The organism is Alteraurantiacibacter aquimixticola, from assembly GCF_004965515.1.
GTDB classification, from domain to species: domain Bacteria; phylum Pseudomonadota; class Alphaproteobacteria; order Sphingomonadales; family Sphingomonadaceae; genus Alteraurantiacibacter; species Alteraurantiacibacter aquimixticola.
The window spans coordinates 545,377-569,451 of record NZ_SSHH01000001.1 but is presented as its reverse complement, the minus strand read 5'-3'; the positions used below and the strand labels follow the sequence as shown (position 1 = coordinate 569,451).

The following is a 24,075-nucleotide window of genomic DNA, read 5'->3' as shown; positions in this document are numbered from 1 at the left end:
GCTGGTGTCTTTCCGTCAGCAAAGATTGCCTTGCTGGCGTCAAGCAGGCAGAGCGTCACCCATGAACGCACGAACAAATGTCGCATTTCTGGGGCTTGGCGTGATGGGCGGCCCCATGGCGCGCCACCTCGCCGCCGCCGGGCTCAAGGTCACCGGATGGAACCGCACTGCAAGCCGGGGCGAGGCTTGGCTGGCGGGCTGCAAGGCGCAGGGTTTGGAAGTGACGCTGGCCGCTTCCGCAAGCGAGGCCGTGCGAGATGCGGATATGGTGCTCGCCTGCCTCGGCAATGACGACGATCTCGCCTCGGTCATGCTGGGAGACAGCGGCGCGCTGGCGGCAATGAAACCGGGCGCTTTGTTCGTCGATCACACGACCGTCAGCCCCGCCATCGCGCGGCGCATCGCGGCAGAGGCGGAGCGGCTGGGCCTGATGACGGTCGATGCGCCCGTTTCCGGCGGACAGGCGGGTGCGGAGAACGGCAAGCTTTCCATCATGTGCGGCGGATCGGACGCTGCCATGGCCAAGGCGCAGCCGGTCATGCAGGCCTATGCCGCGCGCATCGTCCATATCGGCGCAGCGGGCGCGGGACAGGGTGCGAAGGCGGTGAACCAGGTCTGCATCGCCGGACTGCTGGCGGGCCTTTCCGAAGGCGTGCGGCTGGCACAGGCGAGCGGGCTCGACATGGGCAAGGTGTTCGAAGCGATCAGCGGCGGCGCGGCGCAGAGCTGGCAGATGGACAATCGCTGGGACACGATGGCGAAGGGCGAATTCGACTTCGGCTTTGCGGTCGACTGGATGCGCAAGGACCTCGCCATCGTCTTGGCAGAGGCGAAGGATACTGGCCTCTCGCTCCCCGTCACCGCCTTGGTCGACCAGTTCTATGCGCAGGTGCAGGCCATGGGCGGCAGTCGTCAGGATACCTCCGCCCTGATCCGTCACCTTCCGGAGGCCGCGGCATGATTGGCTTCAGGACCGTCATTGCGAGGGGCCAACGGCCCCGCGGCAATCCAGAGCGGCAGCGCGCAACGGCCCTGGATTGCCGCGTCGCTTCGCTCCTCGCAATGACGGCGATTGCTTTGTTCGCCCTTCCCACCCCCGCGCTCGCCGACACGCATTTCGACAATGTCGAGGGCATCTCCATCCACCGCGACGGCAGCGTGGATCGTTTCGCCGGCATGGTGGTCGATGAAGAGGGGCGGATCGTCCAGCTGCTCGATTTCGGCGACCGGCCCGAAGGCGAGGTCGACTATTACGAGGACATGCAGGGCCGCGTGGTCATTCCCGGCCTGATCGACAGCCACGCGCATGTGATGTCGCTGGGCCTGTCCAAGCTGACGCTCGATTTGAGCCAGACAAAGAGCCTGGAAGAGGCGCAGGCGCTGGTGGCCGAATATTCCGCCCGTTTCCCCAACCGGCCCTGGCTGGTCGGGCGCGGCTGGAACCAGGAGATCTGGGGCTTGGGGCGCTTTCCCACCGCCGCCGAGCTCGACGCGGTGACGGACCGGCCCATCGTGCTCGAACGGGTGGACGGCCATGCGGTATGGGCCAACTCCGCCGCCCTGCGCGCCGCCGGGATCACCGCGCGGACGCCAGATCCCGAAGGCGGCCGGATCGTGCGGCTGGCCGGATCGCGCGAACCCTCCGGCGTGCTGGTCGACAATGCGATGGCGCTGGTCAACGCGCAGGTGCCCCCTCCCCGCCCCGAGGATCGCGACCTCGCCTTCCACGAGGCGCAGCAGGAATTCTTTTCCCACGGCGTGACCGCGGTCGCCGATATGGGCACCGCTATCGAGGACTGGATGACCTTCCGCCGCGCGGGCGATACCGGGCGGCTGCAATTGCGCGTCATGTCCTATGCCGCCAGCGTTCCGGAGATGCTGCTGATCGGCGGCACCGGCCCGACGACGTGGCTTTATGAGGACCGGCTGCGCCTGAACGGCGTGAAGCTGTGGCTCGACGGCGCGCTGGGATCGCGCGGGGCGGTGCTCAAAGAGGATTACCACGACGATGTGGGCAATCGCGGGCTGCAGGTCATCAACGGCACGCAGCTGCGCAATTTGATGAGCCGCGCTGCGATGGACGGCTTCCAGGTGGCGATCCACGCGATCGGCGATGGTGCCAATGCGGAGGCTCTCGCCGCGATCGACCAACTCTCCGCCGATTTCACCGGCGACCGGCGCTGGCGCATCGAGCATGCGCAGATCGTCGATCCCGTGGACATCCCGCTGTTCTCGCAACACGGCATCATCGCCAGCATGCAACCCGTCCATCAGACCTCCGACCGGCTGATGGCGGAGGCGCGGCTGGGGCCGGACCGGCTGGCGGGCGCCTATGCATGGCGCTCAATCGCAGCGACGGGCGCGCCGCTCGCTTTCGGATCGGATGCGCCGGTCGAGGCAGCCGATGCGCTGGAGGGACTGGCGGTCGCGATCAGCCGCACCGATGCGAATGGCGAGCCGCTGGGCGGCTGGCGTCCGGAAGAGGCGGTAAGCCGCGAGACGGCGCTCGCCGCCTATACGGCAGGCGGGGCCTATGCGGGTTTTGCCGAGGGGCGTTTCGGATCGCTGGCCGTGGGCGAAAGGGCCGATTTCCTGGTGCTCGATGACGATCCGCTGATCCTCAATGCGGACATGCTGCGTGATGTGAACATCCTGCAGACCTGGATCGCCGGGCGCCGTGTGTGGCAGGCGGAGGAAGCGGAGTAGGCCTTAGCCTTCCTTCGGTGCCTCGATCGCCTCGGCTTCGTTCTCGCTCTCGTCGTCGGCGTCCTCGTCCCCGGCCATCTCCGCGTCCTTCTTCTCGCTGAAATACATCACCAGCAGCGAGCCTTCGAACAGCAGGTAGAGCGGCGCGGCCAGGATCAGCAGGCTGACCGCATCGGGCGGGGTGATGATGGCGGAGATGATCAGGATCGCCACCAGCACATAGCGGCGCGCGCCCGCCAGCTGCGCGCGGCTGACAATGCCCGCGCGGTTCAACAGCAGCAGCAGCACCGGCAGCAGGAAGCTTGCCCCGAAGGCGAGGATGAAGCGCATCACCAGGTCGAGATATTCGCCCATGGTCGGCAGCGCTTCGCTCTCCAGCCCGCCGGCCTCGCCCTGGAAGCCGAGGAACCAGGTGAAGGCGGTGGGCATGACCACGAAATAGGCAAGGCTCGCGCCCATGGCGAACAGCACCGGCGTGGCCAGCAGGAAAGGCAGGAAAGCCTTCTTCTCGCGCGCATAGAGACCAGGCGCGATAAAGGCCCAGAGCTGGTTGGCGATGATCGGGAAACTGAGGAAGAAAGCGGCGAACAGCGCCACCTTGATCTCGACGAAAAAGGCTTCGTAGAGGCGGGTGAAGATCAGCCGCCCCTCGCCCGCGGGAAAGGCCTGGACCAGCGGGCGCACGAGGATGCCGAAGATGTCGTCGGCGAAATAGAGGCAGACGGCAAAGGCAACGGCGAGTGCCATCACGGCGCGCACCAGCCGCTTCCTCAGCTCGATCAGATGGTCGAGCAGCGGGGCCTGCGTTTCGTCGAGATCCTTGAGCTTCATGGCCATGGATTAGCCTCAGCTGCTTCGTCATTGCGAGGAGCCGCAAGGCGACGTGGCAATCCAGTTACAGACGTCGCGAGAAAGAATATCGCTTGGGACTGGATTGCTTCGCTTCGCTCGCAATGACGGACCGGGATGCTCATGCCTTGGGCGATCCTTCATCGACATCAGGCGCAGGTTCGACTTGTGCCGCGCTTTCCGCGCTGGCGCCTGCCGCTGGGTCGGGCTCTGCGTCCGGCTTGGGCGCCTCAGGCTGGGCGTCGCCCTTCTTAGGGGGCGGATAGGCCCCCGTCTGCTCCATCTCGGCCGGGCCGCCATTGGGGTGCTGGCGCATGATCTTCTCGTTCTGCGCCTTCCACTTCTTTTCCATCTCCTCCATCTCCGCCTCGCGAATCATGGAATCGAGGCCGGTGCGGAAATGCGCCGACATGCGCCGCATCTTGCCGATCCAGCGGCCCGCGACGCGCAATGCAGCAGGCATATCCTTCGGGCCGATGACGAGAATCGCCACGACCACGATCAGCAGGATTTCCTGTGCGCCGATATCAAACATGTCAGGCGGCGCCCGTCAGAAGCTTAGTTCGAGGTCTTGTCCGCCGGAGCGCTCTCGACCGTTTCGGAAGCGGGCTTCGCGTCGTGCACGATCTTGGCCGCTTCAGCCTTGCCCGCTTCATCCTCCTCCGAGAGGCCCTTGCGGAAGCTTTTCACGCCCTTGCCGAAATCGCCCATCATCTCCGAAATCCGGCCGCGGCCGAACAGGATGAGGATCACCAGCGCGATGATCAGGATCTGGACTGGTCCGATATTCACTAGAAACTCTCCGAAATCGTCAGAAGCCAGAGTCTAGGCGCTTTATTCGGGGTTTTCCAGCGTCTCTGTATCGTCGACGAAATCGGGCGTTTCGTCGCTCTGGCCGCTGTCATCATCCGCTTCGGGCGCTTCGGTTTCCGCGGCTTGCTGCTCCATCATGTCATCAAAGGCGTCGTCGACCGGGTCGAGCAGGCCGGCAGCCTTCAGCTCATCGATTCCCGGCAGGTCACGGCGCGTCTTGAGCCCGAAATGTGACAGAAATTCAGGGGTCGTCGCATAAATTACCGGCCGTCCGGGTACTTCGCGCCGTCCTGCCGCGCGCACCCAGCCTGCCTCCATCAGCACATCGAGCGTGCCGGAGGAGGTCTGCACGCCGCGAATCGCCTCGATCTCCGCGCGGCTGACCGGTTCGTGATAGGCGACGATGGCAAGCACTTCGGTGGCCGCGCGCGAAAGGCGGCGGAGCTGTTCCTTCTCGCGCCGCAGCAGGTGGGCGAGGTCGGACGCGGTCTGGAATTGCCAGCGCCGCCCACGCTCGACCAGCGCAATGCCGCGGCCCTCGTAATGTTCGGCCAGTTCGCGCAGGACCTCGCGCACGTCGGCACCTTCGAGATGGGCGGAAATCTGGTCCGCCGACATCGGCTCTTCCGCCGCGAACAAGGTCGCTTCCACCGCGCGGGCGAGATCGGAGGGTGTATCGCTCATGCCTTCACGCGCCTCAGATGCAGCGGTCCGAAAATCTCCTCCTGGCGAAGTTCCGCCTTGCCCATCTTCGCCAGCTCCAGCGCGGCGACGAAGCTGGAAGCAAGCGCGGATTTCTTCAGCCGAGGCTCTGCATCACCGGGCAGGAAGCTGCGCAATTCCATCCAGTCCAGCGTTACGCCGAGCATGGCGGAGACGCGGTCGATCGCCGAATCGAGCGTCATCACCGGGCGGTTGGCGACCATGTGCACCACCGGCTCCGTCCGCAGCTTGACCTGCCCATAGGCACGCACGAGCTGATACCAATCGCACTGCCACTGGTTCTTCCTCAGGACCTTCAGCCCCTCCGGCGCACCGCGAACGAAGACGTCACGGCCCACGCGGTCGCGCGCCATCAGCCGGGCGGCGGCATCGCGCATCGCGCCGAGGCGTTCCAGCCGCAATTGCAGGCGCAGGGCCAGTTCTTCGGGAGAGGGATCCTCCTGCTCCTCCTTCGGGAGCAGCATCGAGCTCTTGAGGTAAGCGAGCCAGGCCGCCATCACCAGGTAATCGGCGGCAATCTCCAGCTTCAGCGCCTCGGCCCGCTCGATATAGACGATATACTGATCCACCAGCGCGAGGATAGAAATCGACTTCAGGTCGACCTTCTGCCGCCGTGCGAGGTCGAGCAGCAGGTCCAGCGGCCCTTCCCAGCCATCGAGTTCGAGATAGAGCGCAGCGGTGTTTTCCGTGGGCGCGGCGGGGCCGCCCCACTCATCGGCGCCCTCGGCCTCCGCCTCTTCGGCGCCGAACATCAGGCCGTCCTCGTTCATGCCGCGCTCGCAATCTTGAGCAGGCCGTCGCGGGTGGCGAGCAGTTCCGCACGGTCGGCCGGTTGCGGCTTCGGGTAAGCAAGCGCCGCTTCGAGGCGCTTAGCAACCTCGACGCCCATCGCGGGCAGGCGCTCGGCAATGCCGACCTGGTCGTCCATCTTGGCCCAGCAATTGAGCACCACGTCGCAGCCCGCCGCAATCGCCGCCTCGGCGCGTTCGGGGATGGTCCCGTCGAGCGCTTCCATGTCGATATCGTCGGTCAGCAGCAGGCCGGAAAAGCCGATTTCGCCGCGGATGATATCCTTGACGATGCGCTTGGACAGCGTGGCCGGATTGTCCTTGTCCCAGGCCTTGAAGAGGATATGCGCACTCATCGCGATGGGTGCATCGTTCAGCGTGCGGAAGGGGGCGATATCGCGCTCCAGCTCCTCCGCGCTGGCGCTGACGACGGGCAGCTCCTTGTGGCTATCGGCCGAGGCGCGGCCATGGCCCGGCATGTGCTTGATGCAGCCGGTGACGCCTGCGCGGGAAAGACCATCCAACACGGCGCGGCCCAGCGCCGCCACCTGCTTCGGCTCGTCACCCAGGGCGCGGTCGCCGATCACGTCATGCGCGCCTGCCTCGCGCACATCGAGCAGGGGGGTGTAATCGACCGAGATGCCCACTTCGGCAAGGTCCATGCCGAGCAATTGCGAATTAGCCCGCACCGCCTCGATCGCGCTGGCGGGGGCTTGCTGCCACAATTCGGCAAAGGCCCAGCCGGGCGGATAGGCATCCCAGACAGGCGGCTTCATCCGCGCCACGCGGCCGCCTTCCTGGTCGATCGAGATAAGCAGGCGCTCGCGCCCGTGGATGCTGCGCAATTCATCGGTCAGCGCGCGCAGCTGCTCGCGGTTTTCGACGTTCCGGCCGAACAATATGTAGCCCGCCGGGTCCGCCTCCTTGAAGAAGGCGCGTTCCTCCTCGCTCAGCGAGAGACCGGCGATACCGAAAATGGCAGGCGTCATGCAGGTGAAATTCGCAGGAAAGACGCACCCCCGCAAGCGCTTAACCACCAGATGATGTGGACAGGGGGCGCAAGATCGCCCCCGACACCACAATATTGTGGATTGCAGCCCCGTGTCAGCGCTTGACCTGGCAATCGCCACCCGCATTGCGGATCGAACGGCACAAGGCATCCGCCGCATCGGCATTGGCCGTGACGGCCTGCAGGCGATAGATCACACCGCTATCGGCCCGCCCTTCGATGATGCGGTGATTGTGGCCCTGCAGTACGGAATAGCGGTTGCTCAGCTGGCTCCAGCCGCTTTCGGCGGACTGGCGGGTGGAAAAGGCGCCCACCTGCACGCCCACACCGCTCAGCGCAGCCTGCGTCGGGGACGGGCTCGGCGCGGGAGCGGGAGCAGGCGTTTCATCGCCGCTGCGCTGCTGGTCCACATCGATAGACGGGCTCGGCACTTCGCCCGCGGCCAGTTGGCCCACGGTTTCCTGGCCCTCACCAACCTGGAAGCTGACGTCGCCGGTGCCCGCCACCTCGGTGCCACCGGGATCTTCCGGGCGCATCTTGTAGGGTTCGTCCGGCGCCTCGATCGTGCTGCCATCGGCGACGATCTCGCCCTGCGTCGCACTACTGCCAAGGAACTGGCTCACACCGAACAGGATGCCGGCCAGCATCAGCACAGCGACCGCGCCGAAGATCAGGATGCGGTAATCGCCGCCCTCTTCCTCGTAATCCTCATCCGATTCGAGCCATGGAAGAGCATCGTCGTCATCGCTGAGCGCAAGCTGCTCATCAGCCTCATAGGTGCTATCCGCCCCGAGATCGGCGGCATCGTCCTTGCCCTCATCCCCGTTCGGCCAGCTCATCCACTACAGCTCCTCGACAGCGTCCACGCCCAAAAGGGCGAGCCCATTGCGCAATACTTGCCCGATCTGGACGGAGAGGAAAAGCCTTGCCGCAGAAAGCGCCGGGTCCTGTGCCAGGATGATCCGCTTCTGCGCATCGTCATTGCCCAGATTGTAGTAGCTGTGAAAAGCGGAGGCCAAATCATAGAGATAGAAGGCGATGCGGTGCGGTTCGCGCGCCTTGGCGGCGGCCTCAACCTCACGCGGGAATTGCGCAGCCTGCGCGATCAGGGCCATCTCGTCCGCACCAAGGCCCGACAGGTCCGCATCGGAGGGTTCCAGCCCCTCCGCCGCACCCTTGCGCAGGGTCGAACAGATCCGCGCATGGGCATACTGGACATAGAAAACAGGATTGTCCTTCGACGTCTCCACCACCTTGGCGAAGTCGAAATCCATCTGCGCGTCGGGCTTGCGGGTCAGCATGGTGAAACGCACCACGTCCTTGCCCACTTCCTCCACCATGTCGGCAATGGTGACGAAATTGCCGGAGCGCTTGGACATCTTGGCCGGCTCGCCATTCCTCAGCAGCTGGACCATCTGCACCAGCTTCACGTCGAAGGGGATGGGCTTGCCCTGTCCCTCGGACAGAGCGGCGACGGCGGCCTTGATCCGCTTCACCGTGCCCGCATGGTCGGCGCCCCAGATATCGATCAGCTCGTCCGCACCCTCAGCCTTCTGCATGTGATAGGCGAGGTCGGCGCCGAAATAGGTCCATTTGCCGTCCGACTTCCTGATCGGCCGGTCCTGGTCATCCCCGAACCTGGTCGAGCGGAACAGCGGCAGCTCCACTGGCTCCCAATCGTCCAGCACCTTGCCCTTGGGCTGCTCCAGAACGCCATCATAGACAAGGTCGTGTTCGCGCAGCCATTTCTCCGCCTGCTCCGGCTTGCCCGCCATTTGCAGCGCGGCTTCGGAGGAGAAGACGTTATGCTTGATGCCCAGCAGGGCGAGGTCGGCGCGGATCTGCTCCATCATCGCCGTCACCGCCTGCGCGCGGAAGATGGGCAGCCATTCGTCTTCGGGCTCGTCCACGAAGCGGTCGCCCAGCTCCTTGGCCAGCGCCTCGCCAACAGGCTTGAGGTAATCGCCGGGATAGAGGCCCTCCGGGATTGCCCCGATATCGTGGCCCAGCGCTTCCTTGTACCGCAGGAAGGCGGAGCGGGCGAGCACGTCCACCTGCCCGCCGGCATCGTTGACGTAATATTCGCGGATCACATCGTGCCCGGCATATTCGAGCAGGCTCGCCAGCGCATCGCCCACCACCGCGCCGCGGCAATGGCCCATATGCATGGGTCCGGTCGGGTTGGCGGAGACATACTCCACGTTCACCCGCTTGCCCGCGCCGATGGTGGAGCGGCCATATTCCGCGCCCAGCTTGGCGATGGCGGCGAGTTCCTCCAGCCAGGCCGTGTCGGCAAGGCGCAGGTTGATGAAGCCCGGCCCGGCGATCTCCGCGCTTTCGATCAGCGGGTCACGCGTCAGGTGCTCGACGATCTTTTCGGCCAGCGCGCGCGGATTGGTCTTGGCCTGCTTGGCCAGCACCATCGCAGCGTTGGTCGCGAGGTCGCCATGCGAGGGATCGCGCGGCGGTTCCACGCTGACATTCTGGCGCGGGCAATCAGGCGGCAGCACGGCCTCCGCCTCAAGCGCGGAAAGCACGGCGTCGATCTTGGCCGCAAAGGCGGCGTAAAGGGTCTTGGTATCGGACATAGGCGCCGCCGTTAGCCTGTTTGGCAGGCTGGCGAAAGCGCCTTGGCTCCCCCGACTTAGCGCGTGGCGTTATAGGCCAGCTGGTCCTCGCTCAGCTGGAAACCCACCAGCAGCTCGAAACTCGCACGGGCAAGCGCGGCGCGTACCTCCGGACGGGTCAGCGGATCGATCGCCGCATCCGTATCGCCGGCACGGCGCGTGCGGGTGATGATCTCGCGGATATCGGCGGGCAGCGTTGCCTCCGTCCGGTCGATCACCGCGCCGGCCGTGCCCATGGCGCTGGCCCGCGCCTCGCCATCGGCAAAACTGAGCGTCACGGTCCCGAGGCGCTTGGCAACCACCGAACTGCCGCCGCGCATCACGGTGCTGAAATAGGGAATTTCGACTGTGCGCGTACCGCTCACATCGCGGCGCTGCGCCTGCACATCGAAGGTCGCGGTGGAATAGACCTCGGCACCCGATTCATCGCAATTGGCGCGGACATTGGTGATCACCGCCGTCACGTCGATCGCATCGGCGGTGGTTGCGCTGGCGGGAGAGAACAGGGTGATGTCGCCGGTATGGTCGGGAATGCCCACGGCGGGGCAGACGGACCGCAGCGCGGTGATGCCCACCCCTTGCTGCACGACGATATCGCCTTCGCTCTTGCATCCGGCGAGCGCCATGGCGGCACCAGCGGCGACAATCACTGCACTTCGAAGCTTCATTCCCGGTCCTTAGTCCTTATCTTGGGCGAAGGCCCTACCCCTTTCACTCGCGGGCGACAACAGCTAGGAGCGCGGATATGAACGCCCCCTTTCCCGAAACCGTCAGCGAGACCGAAAAGCTGCCGCTGACCGTGCTGATCGCTGCCCCGCGCGGCTTTTGCGCTGGCGTGGACCGCGCAATCGAAATCGTCGAGCGCGCGCTCGAACGCTATGGCGCACCGGTCTATGTCCGGCATGAAATCGTCCACAACCGCTATGTGGTGGACGGGCTGCGCGCCAAGGGCGCGGTCTTCGTCGAGGAGCTGAGCGAAGTGCCCGAAGGCGTGCCGGTGGTCTTTTCCGCCCACGGCGTTCCCAAAAGCGTTCCGGCAGAGGCCGAACGGCGCGAGATGATCTATGTCGATGCCACCTGCCCGCTGGTGTCCAAGGTCCACCGCCAGGCCGAACGCCAGATCGAGGCGGGGCGGCATATCCTGTTCATCGGCCACAAGGGGCACCCGGAAGTCATCGGTACGTTCGGTCAGGTCGCCGAGGGTGACATGACGCTGGTGGAAACGGTGGAAGATGTCGCGGAGCTGCAAGTGCCCGCAGGCAAGCAGCTGTCCTTCCTCACGCAGACCACGCTTTCGGTGGACGACACGGCGGAAATCATCGCTGCGCTTACCGAACGCTATCCCGATATCGTCGCGCCCAAGGCGGAGGATATCTGCTACGCCACCTCCAATCGTCAGGCGGCGGTGAAGGAAATCGCGCCCAAGGCGGACCTGGTGCTGGTGATCGGCGCGCCCAATTCCTCCAACTCGCTGCGCCTTGTCGAAGTGTCCGAACGCTGCGGCACGCCGGCCAAGCTGATCCAGCGCGGATCGGAGATCGAGGCGGGCTGGCTGAAAGGCGTGGAAACGCTCGGCCTCACCGCCGGGGCTTCCGCACCCGAAGCGCTGGTGCGCGAGGTTATCGACCGACTGGCCGAATTGCGGCAGGTGGAGGAGCGGCCAGTCGTTACCGCCGAAGAGAAGATGGTCTTCAAGCTGCCGCGCCAGCTGACGGAGTAGCACCCAGGTGGCAGTCTATACGCAGCTTTCGGCGGAGGATCTTGCCGAGCTCATTTCCCATTACGACGTCGGCGAACTCGTCAGCGCCAAGGGCATTGCCGAGGGCGTGTCCAATTCCAACTGGCTGCTGGAGACGACCGGCAAGGATGGTGGCGGCGCGCGCTACATCCTGACCATGTATGAATTCCGTATCGAGCTCACCGACCTGCCCTTCTTCCTCGGCCTGCTCGACCTGCTGGCGGAAAAGGGCTGCCCGGTGCCCGCGACGATCCATGACAGGTCGGGGGCGACGCATCGCATGATCCCCGATCCCGCCGATCCCGACGGCCCGCAAAAGGCGGTGGCACTGATCGAGTTCCTGCCCGGCGTATCGATTGACCGGCCCGAGCCTGCGCAAGCCCATGCCGTAGGCGCGGCGCTGGCGGGCATCCATCTTGCGGCGCAGGATTATAGTGAGCGCTCCAACGCGATGGGCCTCGCCGCGTGGCAGGAGCTGATCGACGAGTGCGGGCAGGAAGGCCTCGCCACGATCGATCCGGCGCTGCCCGATATCGTCTACGATGCGCTTTCCGGCTTTGCCGGGGACTGGCCCGGCGGCTTGCCGCAGGGCGTGTGCCATGCGGATCTGTTTCCCGACAATGTGCTGATGCTGGGCGAAAAGGTATCCGGCCTGATCGACTTCTACTTCGCCTGCACCGATTTCTTCGCCTACGACCTCGCCGTGACCCATGCAGCCTGGTGCTTTGCCGATCACGGGCGCAAATTCCGCCCGGAAATCTCGCAGGCATTGCTGGCCGGGTACGAAAGCGTGCGCAAACTGACCCCTGCCGAGCACGCGGCGCTGCCCGTGCTGGCGCGCGGCGCGGCCATGCGCTTTGTCGCCACCCGCGCCTATGACTGGCTCAACACTCCGGCGGACGCGCTAGTCACCAAAAAGGATCCGATGGATTTTGTCCGCCGGATGCAGTTCTATGAAGCTGAGGGAAAGGCTATCTTCGCATCATGAAGAAGGTCGATGTGTTCACCGATGGCGCCTGCAAGGGCAATCCCGGCCCAGGCGGCTGGGGTGTGCTGCTGCGCATGGGGCGGCATGAGAAGGAACTGTCCGGCGCAGAGCCCGATACGACCAATAACCGCATGGAAATGACCGCGGTGATCAAGGCGCTCAATGCGCTGATCGAACCGTGTGAAGTCACCATCCATTCCGACAGCAAATATGTCATCGACGGGATGACCAAGTGGGTTTCCGGCTGGAAGAAGCGCGGCTGGGTCAATGCCAGCAAGAAGCCGGTCAAGAATGCCGATCTGTGGCACGACCTGATCGAGGCGGTGGGCCGTCATCAGGTCGAATGGGTCTGGGTCAAGGGCCACAACGGCCACATCGAAAATGAAAGGGTCGACCGCCTGGCCAGCGATGCTGCTGACGAGGTTGGCCGACCCTGATCCTTCTTGTCCCCTTCCGGGGTGAGAAGCTGGCAGCGCCTATTCGGCGGACTTGTCCACCACTTCGGCTTTCGGGCCATTCTTCAGGATGGATTCGATGGCGTTCTTCGCGCTGGCCTTGGAGCTGTAGCCCTCGGTCCAGAAGATCGTTTCGCTGTTGTAGCAGAAATAGGAAACGAACTCGCCCTTCTTGTTCTTACGGATCTCGAAACGGTGCGCCATGAAACCTCCCATGGGTTGTTGTTGGGGGCAGGACGGTGATGGCCTGCTAACCCCTTGGCTAGCCAAAGCGTGCGGGCGAGTAAACACCAGTGTCGATAGTGGCCGTCATGTGATCGCGTGACAGGCCGAGCAGAAGCTGGCTGGCCAGGCGCGCGGCGGCAGGTGCGGTCTGGATCCCGAAGCCGCCTTGCCCGGCAAACCAGAACAGGCCCTCGCTGGCCGGATCGTGGCCGTAGACGGGCATTCGGTCGGGCGCGAAGCTGCGCAGGCCGGCCCATTTGCGTTCCACCGCTTCGATCTTCCAGTCGACCACTTTCTCGAACCGGTCGATGGCGATGGCGACGTCCAGCTCTTCAGCGGCAACGTCTGCGGCGGGGCTTGGCGTTTCGTCATGCGGGCTCAGCCACACGCGCGCGCCATCGGGCTTGAAGTAGAAGGAGCCATCGATGCCGAGCACCAGCGGCAGGTCCGGATCGGGCGCTGGTGCGGTGCGCAATTGCACCACCGTCCGGCGATAGGGCGTGATGCCGAGCGGCTGGGCGCCCGCCATCCGCGCGACCTCGTCCACCCAGGCGCCCGCGGCATTGGCCAGCACGCCGCAGCTAACCTGCTCGCCATTCTCGAAGGTGAGCAACCAGCCGCCGCCCTGCCATTCTGCACTTTGGAGGCGAAAGCCGGTGCGCAGTTCCACCCCCGCCCGCTTGCCGCTGGCGAGGTAATGCTGGTGAACGCCTCCGACATCGATATCGGCGCATTCGGTTTCCTCGATCGCTTCCACCCAGCCGTCGCGCAGGCCCGGAATGCGATGGTCAATGCCGGCCCGGTCGAGCCGGTTCATGGACACGCCGGTGCCGGAAAACTCCTGCTCGAAACTGTCGAGCTGCCCAAGCTGGTCGGCGGTAGCGAGATGCACCGCGCCGCGCGGACTGAGGAAGCCATGCTCTTTCAGCCAGGGTCCGGAAGCCAGGGTCAGCGGCACCACTCCCGGCCCGCCATAGCATTCGTCCCAGAAGGCGGCAGAGCGGCCGGTGGAGTGATAGCCGGGCATGCGCTCCGCCTCTGCCAGCAGCACGCTGGCATGCGGCGCGAGCTCGGCCGCAAGGCTCGCCCCGGCGATCCCCGCGCCGATCACCACGATATCGAAAGTGTCGTTCAACGTGCGGCGATCCCGTCCAGGAAATTGTCAATGGCGCCCAGCGCCCGGTCGCGCACCGGATCTGCCTCGCGCAGGATTTCATGCGCGGACTCCTCGCCGAACTCCAGGAAGGTGACATCTCCGATCCGCCGTGCCGCGGCACGGCTGGCATTGTGGGAGACGAGCTTGTCCGCCGATGTCGAGGTGATGAAGACGGGCATCGCCAGCCTTTCCAGCACGCCGGGTTCGCGCAACCGCCGCATCGACCGCGTCGCCGCCGCGACCCAGCCCCAGCTGCCTGGCCCCATGGCCAGTTCGGGCCGCGCCTCCCGCCAGTACTCCTCGTCGGAGTAGCGCGCTGCATCATGTGTGAGCAGCTTGACACGCGAAGCCGGAAACTCGCCAGGCTTCTCGCTCCATTTCCACGCCGGGCGCTGCGGCTCCCCGATCGTGTTCATCGCGCCAGCGACAAGCTGTTGTACGCTCAGGGGTAGCCATTCGGGATGCACGCCCAGCATAGGGGCGGACAGCACCAGCGCATTGGGTGCGGGGCTAAGCACGCCATCCGCCGCCGCGCGCAGGACCAGGTGCCCGCCCATGGAATGACCGGCCAGCACCAGCGGCCCTTGCCGCCCTTCTGCCCATTGCTTCCAGAAGGCGGCGATGTCGGCGATCCACATGGCGAAGTCATCGATATGACCGGTCACGCTGTCGCTGCCCAGCCGCCCCGACCCGGCCTGGCCGCGCCAGTCCGCCGCGGTGACCTGCCAGCCCTGGCGGCGCCAGTGCTCGAATGTCTCGAGATACTTCTCATAGGCATCGCCGCGTCCCGGCATGAACAGGATCGATCCGCGTAGTCCTGCCTCGCCCCCTTCGGGCGCCGGCCACTCGATATGGCGGATGGCATGCCCGTCGCCCGCCAGCCAGGTGTCCTCGACCGCATTTGCGGGAATGGCCCGGCGATCGAACGCCTGCGCCCCGGTCACTGGCGTCTGATGCTGAATCTGTTCCCTCCTGCCGTGGTTACTATTTAGTAAGTGATGATCGCTAGCACTCACTCCCCAAGGGATTTCCTCGGGGACTTTTGATGCTGGACGATCCAATCAAGTACGGTCTGCTTGCCGCATTGGCAATTGCGTTGCTTACCGCCGCATTTACCGATTTGAAGAGCCGCCGGATCGCCAACTGGCTGAACGGGGCGATCGCCTTGGCCGCACCTGTCTTCTGGTGGGCCAGCGACATGGCACTGTGGCCGGACATTGCCATCCAGCTGGGCCTTGCCGTGGCCACTTTCTTCGGCCTGTCGATCCTCTTCGCGCTGAAGATGATGGGCGGCGGCGACATCAAGCTGCTGACGGCGCTCGCTCTTTGGATCGCACCCGAACACTTCCTTAAATTGCTGGTCATGATGGCGCTGCTCGGCGGCGTCCTGACTCTCGTCTTCGGAGGCTGGCACATCATGCGCCGCCAGCGCGACAGAATCGCGATTCCCTATGGAGTTGCAATCGCCGCGGCGGGCCTGTGGGTCATCGCTTCCTTCTACATCCCCGCGAGCGCGATTACCGGGACCGCAGGGTAAGAAAACCTCATTTTAACCAATTCCAGCCTATCCGGTGAAAATCATTCCGCGAAGGATCTTTAAGGGGGCTTGACGCACCATGGACAAGAAGAAGCTCATTTTGCTTGTAGCGGCACTGATCGTTGCGATCGGTACGGCACTTGCTGCCCGGAGCATGTTTGCGGGCGCCAGCGCGCCGGAGGCAGAAGCCGCCGCCGTCGAGCCCGAAGGACCCAAAGTCCTGGTGGCCAAGCGTGGCCTGCCCGTGGGCACGATCATCACTGCCGATGCCATTGGCTACCAGCTGTGGCCGCAGGAACTCGTGCAGGATGCCTATTTCATTGACGGTGAGGCCAATATGGACGCGCTGCTGGGCACCGTTGTGCGCTTTCCGGTGACGGCAGGCGAACCGGTTACCCAGGGCTCGCTCGTCGCGCCCGGCGATCGTGGCTTCCTGGCTGCGGCGCTTGGCCCGGGCATGCGCGCCATCACCGTGCCGGTTTCGGCCCGCACGGGTGTCGGCGGCTTCGTCTTCCCGGGTGACCGCGTCGACCTGATGCTGGCGCAGACCGTGGCTGGCGACGATGGCGGCCTGCGTGCTGCAGAGACCATCCTCACCAACCTGCGTATCCTGGCGACCGACCAGTCGACCGAAACGACCACCACCGAAGACGGCCGCACCGTGGTGCGCGCCATCCGCACGGTGACGCTGGAAGTGACGCCGCGCATCGCGGAGAAGATCACGGTTGCCCAGACGATCGGCACGCTCAGCCTCTCGCTACGCTCGATCGCCGACAACCAGGCCGAGCTGGAACGCGCGATTGCCGCAGGCGATATCGATGTTCCCTCCGATGCCACGCCGGAAGAAGAAGAGCGCATCCTGCGCCAGGCAGTTGCCCGTCCCACCGAAGGTCCCACGACTTTCGTGACCGGCGGCGACGTGTCGCGCTTCCAGCGCCGCAACCTGGCGCCGACCAATGCCGCCCCGGCTGGCAACGGACAGCCCATGCCGAGCTTCGTCGGCCCGGTCCAGCCGTCCGGCCCGACCGTCCGGGTGACCCGTGGCAAGAACACCTCGGTCGAGAATGTCGATCGCGGTGCGGGCGCCATCCTCGATCGCCAGGCTGCGGCGACCGGCCGCGCTGCCGGCACCGTGCCCGTCGGCCTTTCGACGCTGCGGTGACCGACATGGAAAGACACGCAAACACGCACTCGAAATCCGCCAATTTCAACGGATCCAATTCTAGGGGCAAGAAAATGCAAAGCCGCATTCTCAAGACCGTGCTGACCGCCGCATGTGCGATCGCACCGCTGGCCGCCGTGCCGACCGGCGTGGCCCAGGCCCAGTCCTCCATCGTCAGACCGGCGCAGGATATCGTCCTGTCGATCGGCCGCGGCGAGCTGGTCACCGTGCCGGGCAACATGGCCGACATCTTCGTCGCCAATGATAACGTTGCCGACGTCCAGGTGAAGTCGCAGCGCCAGCTGTATGTATTCGGCCTGTCCGGCGGTGAGACCACGATCTACGCCAGCAATGCTGCCGGCGACATCATCTGGTCCGCCAATATCCGCGTCGGCTCCAACATCGACAGCATCGACCAGATGCTGGCGCTGGCGATGCCCGAAGCACAGATCAGCGTTGCCACCATGGGCACCAACACCGTGCTGCTGACCGGCACCGTGGCCGCGCCCGAGGATGCCGCCGAAGCGGAACGCCTGGTCTCGGCCTTTGTCGGCGATGACACCAATGTGATCTCCCGCCTGCGCATGGCGACGCCGCTGCAGGTCAACCTGCGCGTCCGTTTTGCCGAAGTCAGCCGCTCGCTGGTCCGCTCGCTGGGTGTGAACCTGACCACGATCGATACGACGGGCGGCTTCCAGTTCGGTCTGGGCCAGGGCCGCGACCCCTTCACGACTTTCGCGCCGGGCACGATCACCTGTTCCAGTGCCAATTGTACTGCCACCCTTTCCGATGGCAGCACGACTTCCGGTTCGGGTTTCTCGGCGATTTCTCCCGGCACCACGCTGGGCGGCGTCGGAAGCCTGCTGGGCCTCGACATTGGTGCGGCGCTTGACCTTGCCGAACGCGAAGGCCTGGTGACCACTCTGTCCGAGCCCAACCTCACCGCGCTTTCGGGCGAAACCGCCGAGTTCCTTGCCGGCGGCGAATTCCCGATCCCGCTGAGCCAGGGCCTTGGCACCACCACGGTCGAATACAAGAATTACGGTGTCGGCCTGTCCTACACGCCCACCGTGCTCAGCAACGGCCGTATCTCGATGCGCGTCGCCCCGGAAGTCTCCGAACTTTCGAGCCAGGGCGCGGTGACGCTGAACGGCTTCCAGATCCCGGCGCTGACTATCCGCCGTGCGGAAACGACGATCGAGCTCGGCTCCGGCCAGAGCTTCATGATCGCCGGCCTGTTGTCAAACAACGCCAACAACACGATCGACAAGGCCCCTGGCGTGGGCGACCTGCCGATCCTGGGCAATCTGTTCCGCTCGACCGAGTTCCGTCGCGGCGAAACCGAGCTGGTGATCGTGGTGACGCCTTACCTGGTCGAACCGGTGAGCGATCGCGAAATCCGCCTGCCGACCGATGGGCTCCACGCGCCGACTGCGGCCGAGCAGTTCCTGCTCAACCGCCAGCACAACGGCGTGAGTGGCGAGGTACGTCCGATGCCGCGTGCGGCCGAGGAAGCTCCGGCCAACCCGGCGGTCAGCCTGAACGGCCAGAGCGGCGAAGCCCTTGCCGATGGCGAAACGCCGCGCGGTTCCGACAAACGCACTGCCGAGGCCGCAACGCCCGGCTTCAATCTGAACTGAGAGAGGTGACAGCCATGACTCTTCGTATCAAACGCGCAGCCGCAACGGCGCTCGCTCTCTCGCTGGCAGCAGGCCTGGGTGCCTGCACCACACCCGCCCCGGCCAATTCCTCGCTCTACAGCGTGAACCAGCCGGTGGTCGAACGCAGCAACTTCACGCTGGACCTGCGGGCCGGCGCCAGCGGCCTGACCGTGCCCGAACAGGCGCGACTGGCCGACTGGTTCGAAACGCTCGACGTCGGCTATGGCGACCGCATTTCGCTCGACGATCCGATGGCCAGTGCCGCGGTGAAGGACGATGTCGCGGCCGTTGCCAGCCGCTTCAGCCTGTTGCTGGAAGAAGCCGCCCCGGTGACCGTGGGCTATATCGATCCCGGCAATATCCGCGTGGTGGTCACGCGCTCTACGGCGCATGTCCCTGATTGCCCCAACTGGTCCGGCAACGCCAATTCCAACCTGGGCAACAACACGTCAGCCAACTTCGGTTGTGCGATCAACAGCAACCTTGCTGCCATGGTCGCCGATCCCGAACACCTTCTCGAAGGTGCCGCCGGTACCGGTGACACGGTCGTGATGAGCTCCACCAAGGCGATCGAATCCTATCGCGAAGCAGCACCCACCGGTGGCGGTGGTACCGCGGTGTCCGCCGTGGCTACAAACTAAGAGGGGATCCTGACAATGAGTTCACCGTTCAAGACCGGCTCGGTCGGCAGCCGAGATCCCTTCTCCGCCTTCATCTGCGACGATGCAGCGCTCGATGTGCTGCGCCCGGTCGCGGTCGAGATGGGCTGGCAGCCCGAAAAGTGCAACAAGGGTGGCCTGCGCAACGCCGTGCAGGCCCTGTCGATTTCCGCCAGCCCGGCCATTCTGATGGTCGACCTGTCGGAAAGCGGCGACCCGCTGAACGACATCAACGCTCTGGCGGAAGTCTGCGAGCCGGGCACGGTGGTTATCGCCATCGGCCAGGTGAACGATGTGCGCCTTTATCGCGACCTGGTGGCCAGCGGCATCCACGACTACCTGCTCAAGCCGCTTTCGGCCGGGCAGCTGCGTGATGCACTGACCAATGCGCAGGCGGTCTTCTCCGCCCCGCGCAATCAGGATGGCGATGGCGAGCGCCAGCACGTGTCGACCGCAGTGGTCGGTACGCGCGGCGGCGTTGGTGCCTCCACCATCGCCACGTCGCTGGCATGGCTGTTCGCCGGCGAGCATGCGCGGTCCACCGCCTTGCTCGACCTCGACGTCCATTTCGGCACCGGCGCGCTCTCGCTCGACCTCGAGCCGGGCCGCGGCCTGACGGACGCGATCGAGAACCCCAGCCGTATCGACGGCCTGTTCATCGAACGCGCCATGATCCGGGCCAATGACCGTCTCGCGCTGATGAGTGCGGAAGCGCCGATCAATGCGCCGCTGATGACCGATGGCACTGCCTTCGTGCAGCTGGAGGAGGAATTCCGCCAAGCCTTCGACATGACGGTGATCGACCTGCCACGCAACATGCTGATCAACTTCCCGCACCTGCTGCAGGACGTGAATGTCGTGACGCTGGTGTGCGAGCTGACGCTCGCCTCCGCGCGCGACACGATCCGCCTGCTCTCCTGGCTGAAGACGCATGCCCCCGGCGCCTCCCCGCTGGTGGTGTGCAACAAGGTGCAGGCGGGTGCCAGCGAGATCAGCAAGGCCGATTTCGAAGCCTCGATCGAGCGCGGCGTCAACTACATGATCCCGTACGACCAGAAGGCTGCCGTGAACGCTGCAAAGCTGGGCCAGACCTTCGTCGAGGCTAACAGGAGCGCCAAGTCCACCAGCGTGATCAAGGACATCGCCAATGCGATCGTCGGCGTGAGCGAGGACGAAGGCAGCCTGCAAGATGCCGGCAAGTCCGGTTCGCTGATGGGCAAGTTCGATATCAAATCGCTGCTCTCGTCCAAGAAGGACAAGGCCGGCGCACACGAACCGGCTGAATAACGACGCGTGGATGGCCGGCCCGTCAGGGGCCGGCCCCACCGGTGCAGACTGACAGACGCAAACGACAAGGGCGAGACATGAACATCATCCAGGTTCTGCTAGTAGCCGGTGGCATGATGGGTCTGATGATCCTGGGCTACATGCTGGTCACCAGCCCTTCCACGGTCAAGGATACGCAGCGCCGCCTGCAGGCCGTCCGCTACCGGCACTCCGATAGCACCAAGGACAAGGTCGAGTCGCAGCTGAAGAAGGCGATCGCCGCGCGCAAGCCGAAGCAGTTCAGCCGCGCGGGTGCGGATTCGCGCCTTAAGGCACTCGAGCTGCGTCTGGAACGGACCGGCAGGAACTGGACCGTGATGCAGTATTTCTACGCATCGGGCGGCATTGCCCTCGCCTTGGCCGCCATTCTCTATTTACAGACCGGCGCCGCCCTGCTGGCGCTGGGTGTCGGCCTGCTGTTCGGCGCGGGCCTGCCCCACATGGTGGTGGGCTTCCTGGTCAAGCGGCGCACCAACGCCTTCAACGCCAAGTTCCCCGACGGTATCGAACTGCTTGTCCGCGGCCTGCGCTCCGGCCTTCCGGTTACCGAAACCCTTGGCGTGGTCGCCGCCGAAGTGCCCGGCCCCGTGGGCGAGGAATTCCGCGCGGTGGTCGAACGCATCAAGATCGGCCGCACGATGGAAGAATCGCTGCAGGTCACGGCCGACAAGCTGGGCACTGCCGAATTCCAGTTCTTCGTCATCACGCTGGCAATCCAGCGCGAGACGGGTGGTAACCTGGCGGAAACGCTGTCGAACCTGGCCGACGTATTGCGCAAGCGCGCGCAGATGAAGCTCAAGATCAGGGCGATGAGCTCCGAATCCAAGGCCTCGGCCTATATCGTCGGCGCGCTGCCGTTCATCGTGTTCATCATGATCTACTGGGTGAACCCCAGCTACATCAGCGGCTTCTTCGAAGACGAACGCCTGATCGTCACCGGTCTTGGCGGTCTCGTCTGGATGTCCATCGGCGGCTTCATCATGGCCAAGATGGTCAGCTTCGAAATCTGATCCTGGAAGGGTAGAATATCATGATCACTCCCTCCTCCGGACCCACGCTCCTCGGCGTCGACGTTGTCCTGGTCGGTACGGTCCTGTCCGGCCTGGCCGCCTTCGCCGTGATCCTGGCGATCTATGCCGCGGTGACCGTGAAGGACCCGATGGCCAAGCGCGTGAAGTCGCTCAACGACCGGCGTGCCGAGTTGAAGACCGGCATGCTCACGGCCAATTCCAAGAAGCGGCAAAGTCTCGTTCGCAAGAACGAGAACGTCAACAAGATGAAGGAAACCATGGAGGGCATGAAGGTCCTCCAGGAGAGCCAGGTCAAGATGATCCAGCAGAAGCTGGCGCAGGCCGGTTTCCGCAACAAGGAACTGGCGATCGTCGTGCTCTTCTCGCGCATGGTGCTGCCGGTGGTGCTGGGCCTGATCGGCGTGGTCATCTTCTACTGGACCGAGATGTTCCCCGACTGGGGCAGCACGAAGCGCTTCATGGGCTTCGCCGCCCTGGTGGTCCTGGGATACAAGGGCCCCGAACTCTACCTGCAGAACGTATCGAGCAAGCGTACGCTGGCCATCCAGAAGGGCCTTCCCGACGCGCTGGACCTGCTGGTGATCTGCGCCGAGGCCGGCCTGACGGTCGATGCTGCCTTCAACCGCGTGGCCAAGGAACTGGGACGCGCCTATCCGGAACTGGGTGAGGAATTCGCCCTGACCGCGATCGAGCTATCCTTCCTGACCGAGCGTCGCCAGGCGTTCGAGAACCTCGCCTATCGCGTGGATCTCGATGCGGTGCGCGGCGTGGTGACCACGATGATCCAGACCGAACGCTACGGTACGCCGCTGGCTTCCGCCCTGCGCGTGCTGTCGGCCGAATTCCGCAACGAGCGCATGATGCGTGCGGAAGAAAAGGCCGCGCGCCTGCCCGCCATCATGACGGTGCCGCTGATCCTGTTCATCCTGCCGGTGCTGTTCATCGTCATCCTTGGCCCGGCAGCCTGTTCGATCGCCGACGCCTTCGCCAGCGACGATTTCTGATGCTGGCAGAATAAGGCCCGGTCCACCAAGCGACCGGTACCCATTGAAAAGGCCCCGCCCGGCAATTGCCCGGCGGGGCCTTTTTCAATGCGGCATCATCAAGGGTGAGACGCCGCCAGACTGGCAGGTCCAGACCGTCAGCCAGCGTCAGCCGACGCCGAAATTGCCCGAATCGATGGCGTCGCTGTCCAAATCGTCCACCTGGCCGCGCACCCGTTCCAGCAGGCCGCGGAACTGGTCCATCTCTTCAGGCGAAAGGCCGGCAAAGACGCGACGTTCCATTTCCACCGCCAGCGGCATGATATCGCCATGCATGGCGCGGCCGGCATCGGTCAGCTCAAGATGGTGCGAGCGACCGTCCTGCACATTGGGCGTGCGCTCGGCCAAACCGCGTTCTTCCAATACCTTGCAGGCGCGGTTTACCGCCACCTTGTCCATCAGCGTGCGCTGCGTCAGTTCGCGCTGGGTCAGCCCACCAGAATCGCCCAGCACGGCCATCACGCGCCATTCCGGCACGCTGAGGCCGAAACGCTGGCGATATTCCTGAGCGATGCGGCCGCTGACCGCATTGGAAGTGATGGACAGCTGGTATGGAAGGAACTTGGCGAGAGGTGTTGTCGGTTGCATGGCCAGCAACATTGTTCAGCCGAGCCCGCTTTGCAAGCTCTTCGCGTCAGCCGCCCTGTTGCGGCACAGCTTTGACGAGCCGCCCCGCTACTGCGTCGAGCCGTGTGGTGGCTTCCGCAGCCCAGTGTTCGGGAGGCGTGACGATCGCCGTTTCGAGAACCGTATCGATGGGGCTGGCCTTGCGCGTCTTTGGCAAGACCGATGCGAGCTCCTGCAAGGTGTTGCGCGCGATGTCGGCATTGGCCTGCATGACCGCCAGGATATCGGCCACATCGACGTCGGCTACCGCATCGCGCCAGCAATCATAGTCGGTCACCATGCCGAGCAAGGCATAGGGCAGCTCCGCTTCGCGCGCCAGGCGCGCTTCGGGCATGGCGGTCATGCCAATGACATGCGCACCCCAGCTCCGGTACATCAGGCTTTCGGCGCGGGTCGAGAACTGCGGCCCCTCGATCGCGACATAGGTGCCCGTTTCATGGACGGTCGCTTCCGTCTTCTTGGCCGCCTTGATGGCATAGCCGGACAGGCGCGGGCAGATGGGATCGGCCATCGGCACATGCGCCACGATCCCGTCGCCAAAGAAGGACCGCTCGCGGCCCGTCGTACGGTCGATCAGCTGGTCGACGGCGACGAATTGGCCCGGCTCCATCTCCTCCGCCAGCGAGCCGATAGCCGAGATCGCCAGAATATCGGTGACCCCGCACCGTTTGAGGGCATCGATATTGGCGCGGTAATTCACATATGAGGGAGACAGGGCGTGTCCTGGCCCGTGCCGGGCGATGAAGGTGAAGCGCACGCCAGCAATGCGGCCCGTGGTGACCGGACCGGACGGCTTTCCGAAGGCGCTGCCGACCGGGATCTCCTGTGCATCATCGAGCGCGCCGGGCTGGTAGAGACCGGATCCGCCGATTACGCCGATATGCCATTCGGCCATTGGCCTACCCTTCCCTCGCCTTGCCGAGCCTTGCCCTGCCGTTCCTAGCCAGATGCG

26 protein-coding genes are annotated in these 24,075 nt (G+C 64.8%); 12 read left to right on the top strand and 14 right to left on the bottom strand.

The window, feature by feature from the left end:
- The first annotated feature begins 61 nt into the window (after positions 1-61).
- Together E5222_RS02430 and E5222_RS02425 are read left to right on the top strand one after the other, a co-directional pair.
- On the top strand, positions 62-961 hold the full coding sequence (locus E5222_RS02430; RefSeq protein ID WP_136692127.1) for an NAD(P)-dependent oxidoreductase: 900 nt from the start codon (positions 62-64) through the stop codon (positions 959-961).
- A 101-nt stretch (positions 962-1,062) separates the two neighbouring features.
- Positions 1,063-2,706 carry an amidohydrolase gene (locus E5222_RS02425; RefSeq protein ID WP_136692126.1) on the top strand — a complete coding sequence of 548 codons (1,644 nt, stop codon included), beginning with the start codon at positions 1,063-1,065 and terminating at the stop codon, positions 2,704-2,706.
- Positions 2,707-2,709: 3 nt separating this feature from the next.
- On the opposite strand, the gene tatC is transcribed toward E5222_RS02425, so the two are convergent.
- The 9 genes from tatC to E5222_RS02380 form a co-directional block, all read right to left on the bottom strand.
- Complete coding sequence (tatC, locus tag E5222_RS02420; RefSeq protein WP_136692125.1) at positions 2,710-3,543, bottom strand: twin-arginine translocase subunit TatC; 834 nt, start codon at positions 3,541-3,543, stop codon at positions 2,710-2,712.
- Positions 3,544-3,676: 133 nt separating this feature from the next.
- Positions 3,677-4,090 (bottom strand): Sec-independent protein translocase protein TatB, encoded by a 414-nt coding sequence (tatB, locus tag E5222_RS02415; protein WP_136692124.1) that lies wholly within the window; start codon positions 4,088-4,090, stop codon positions 3,677-3,679.
- A 23-nt stretch (positions 4,091-4,113) separates the two neighbouring features.
- Positions 4,114-4,347 carry a twin-arginine translocase TatA/TatE family subunit gene (tatA, locus tag E5222_RS02410; RefSeq protein ID WP_136692123.1) on the bottom strand — a complete coding sequence of 78 codons (234 nt, stop codon included), beginning with the start codon at positions 4,345-4,347 and terminating at the stop codon, positions 4,114-4,116.
- Positions 4,348-4,389: 42 nt separating this feature from the next.
- Positions 4,390-5,052, bottom strand: coding sequence for an SMC-Scp complex subunit ScpB (gene scpB / locus E5222_RS02405; protein ID WP_136692122.1), 663 nt, complete (start codon positions 5,050-5,052; stop codon positions 4,390-4,392).
- The gene (locus tag E5222_RS02400) at positions 5,049-5,861 is read right to left on the bottom strand and encodes a segregation and condensation protein A (protein ID WP_136692121.1); all 813 of its coding nucleotides are present in this window, start codon (positions 5,859-5,861) and stop codon (positions 5,049-5,051) included. Before E5222_RS02400 ends, scpB begins: the two co-directional genes overlap by 4 nt.
- A complete protein-coding gene (nagZ, locus tag E5222_RS02395; RefSeq protein WP_136692120.1) occupies positions 5,858-6,868 on the bottom strand; it encodes a beta-N-acetylhexosaminidase in 1,011 nt (336 codons plus the stop codon). Before nagZ ends, E5222_RS02400 begins: the two co-directional genes overlap by 4 nt.
- 115 nt (positions 6,869-6,983) lie before the next feature.
- Positions 6,984-7,727 carry an SPOR domain-containing protein gene (locus tag E5222_RS02390; protein ID WP_136692119.1) on the bottom strand — a complete coding sequence of 248 codons (744 nt, stop codon included), beginning with the start codon at positions 7,725-7,727 and terminating at the stop codon, positions 6,984-6,986.
- A 3-nt stretch (positions 7,728-7,730) separates the two neighbouring features.
- Positions 7,731-9,476: an arginine--tRNA ligase gene (argS, locus tag E5222_RS02385; RefSeq protein WP_136692118.1), complete on the bottom strand. Its 1,746-nt coding sequence runs from the start codon at positions 9,474-9,476 to the stop codon at positions 7,731-7,733.
- A gap of 56 nt (positions 9,477-9,532) precedes the next feature.
- Complete coding sequence (locus E5222_RS02380) at positions 9,533-10,183, bottom strand: hypothetical protein (protein ID WP_136692117.1); 651 nt, start codon at positions 10,181-10,183, stop codon at positions 9,533-9,535.
- A gap of 77 nt (positions 10,184-10,260) precedes the next feature.
- Between E5222_RS02380 and ispH the strand changes: the two genes are divergently transcribed.
- From ispH to rnhA, 3 genes are read left to right on the top strand one after another with little or no spacing between them, the layout of a single operon-like run.
- Positions 10,261-11,235 carry a 4-hydroxy-3-methylbut-2-enyl diphosphate reductase gene (ispH, locus tag E5222_RS02375; protein ID WP_136692116.1) on the top strand — a complete coding sequence of 325 codons (975 nt, stop codon included), beginning with the start codon at positions 10,261-10,263 and terminating at the stop codon, positions 11,233-11,235.
- A 7-nt stretch (positions 11,236-11,242) separates the two neighbouring features.
- Entirely contained in the window at positions 11,243-12,241 is a 999-nt protein-coding gene (locus E5222_RS02370) for a homoserine kinase (protein WP_136692115.1), read from the top strand.
- Positions 12,238-12,678, top strand: coding sequence for a ribonuclease HI (gene rnhA, locus E5222_RS02365; RefSeq protein ID WP_136692114.1), 441 nt, complete (start codon positions 12,238-12,240; stop codon positions 12,676-12,678). The genes E5222_RS02370 and rnhA overlap by 4 nt, the downstream gene beginning before the upstream one ends.
- 39 nt (positions 12,679-12,717) lie before the next feature.
- Here the strand turns inward: rnhA and E5222_RS02360 are convergent, their stop codons facing one another.
- Genes E5222_RS02360 through E5222_RS02350 form a run of 3 tightly spaced genes read right to left on the bottom strand, consistent with a single transcriptional unit; the run spans position 12,718 to position 15,021 of the window.
- A complete protein-coding gene (locus E5222_RS02360) occupies positions 12,718-12,900 on the bottom strand; it encodes a YegP family protein (RefSeq protein ID WP_136692113.1) in 183 nt (60 codons plus the stop codon).
- Positions 12,901-12,958: 58 nt separating this feature from the next.
- Positions 12,959-14,056 (bottom strand): NAD(P)/FAD-dependent oxidoreductase, encoded by a 1,098-nt coding sequence (locus E5222_RS02355; protein ID WP_136692112.1) that lies wholly within the window; start codon positions 14,054-14,056, stop codon positions 12,959-12,961.
- Positions 14,053-15,021, bottom strand: a complete 969-nt coding sequence (locus E5222_RS02350; protein ID WP_136692111.1) for an alpha/beta fold hydrolase — start codon at positions 15,019-15,021, stop codon at positions 14,053-14,055. Before E5222_RS02350 ends, E5222_RS02355 begins: the two co-directional genes overlap by 4 nt.
- A 101-nt stretch (positions 15,022-15,122) precedes the next feature.
- Here E5222_RS02350 and E5222_RS02345 point away from each other — a divergent pair, with 101 nt between their 5' ends.
- From E5222_RS02345 to E5222_RS02315, 7 genes are all read left to right on the top strand, one after another.
- Positions 15,123-15,614 (top strand): A24 family peptidase, encoded by a 492-nt coding sequence (locus E5222_RS02345; protein WP_136692110.1) that lies wholly within the window; start codon positions 15,123-15,125, stop codon positions 15,612-15,614.
- 79 nt (positions 15,615-15,693) lie between these two features.
- The gene (gene cpaB, locus E5222_RS02340) at positions 15,694-16,776 is read left to right on the top strand and encodes a Flp pilus assembly protein CpaB (protein WP_136692109.1); all 1,083 of its coding nucleotides are present in this window, start codon (positions 15,694-15,696) and stop codon (positions 16,774-16,776) included.
- A 74-nt stretch (positions 16,777-16,850) separates the two neighbouring features.
- A complete protein-coding gene (locus E5222_RS02335) occupies positions 16,851-18,416 on the top strand; it encodes a type II and III secretion system protein family protein (RefSeq protein ID WP_136692108.1) in 1,566 nt (521 codons plus the stop codon).
- Positions 18,417-18,430: 14 nt separating this feature from the next.
- Positions 18,431-19,078, top strand: a complete 648-nt coding sequence (locus tag E5222_RS02330) for a CpaD family pilus assembly protein (RefSeq protein ID WP_136692107.1) — start codon at positions 18,431-18,433, stop codon at positions 19,076-19,078.
- A gap of 15 nt (positions 19,079-19,093) precedes the next feature.
- Positions 19,094-20,383 (top strand): pilus assembly protein CpaE, encoded by a 1,290-nt coding sequence (locus E5222_RS02325; protein ID WP_136692106.1) that lies wholly within the window; start codon positions 19,094-19,096, stop codon positions 20,381-20,383.
- A gap of 77 nt (positions 20,384-20,460) precedes the next feature.
- The gene (locus E5222_RS02320; RefSeq protein WP_136692105.1) at positions 20,461-21,432 is read left to right on the top strand and encodes a type II secretion system F family protein; all 972 of its coding nucleotides are present in this window, start codon (positions 20,461-20,463) and stop codon (positions 21,430-21,432) included.
- Between the two features lie 20 nt (positions 21,433-21,452).
- On the top strand, positions 21,453-22,457 hold the full coding sequence (locus E5222_RS02315; RefSeq protein WP_136692104.1) for a type II secretion system F family protein: 1,005 nt from the start codon (positions 21,453-21,455) through the stop codon (positions 22,455-22,457).
- A 147-nt stretch (positions 22,458-22,604) separates the two neighbouring features.
- On the opposite strand, the gene E5222_RS02310 is transcribed toward E5222_RS02315, so the two are convergent.
- Positions 22,605-23,084, bottom strand: a complete 480-nt coding sequence (locus E5222_RS02310) for a MarR family winged helix-turn-helix transcriptional regulator (protein ID WP_136692103.1) — start codon at positions 23,082-23,084, stop codon at positions 22,605-22,607.
- Positions 23,085-23,130: 46 nt separating this feature from the next.
- The gene (mtnP, locus tag E5222_RS02305) at positions 23,131-24,018 is read right to left on the bottom strand and encodes an S-methyl-5'-thioadenosine phosphorylase (RefSeq protein WP_136692102.1); all 888 of its coding nucleotides are present in this window, start codon (positions 24,016-24,018) and stop codon (positions 23,131-23,133) included.
- Between the last annotated feature and the right edge of the window lie 57 nt (positions 24,019-24,075).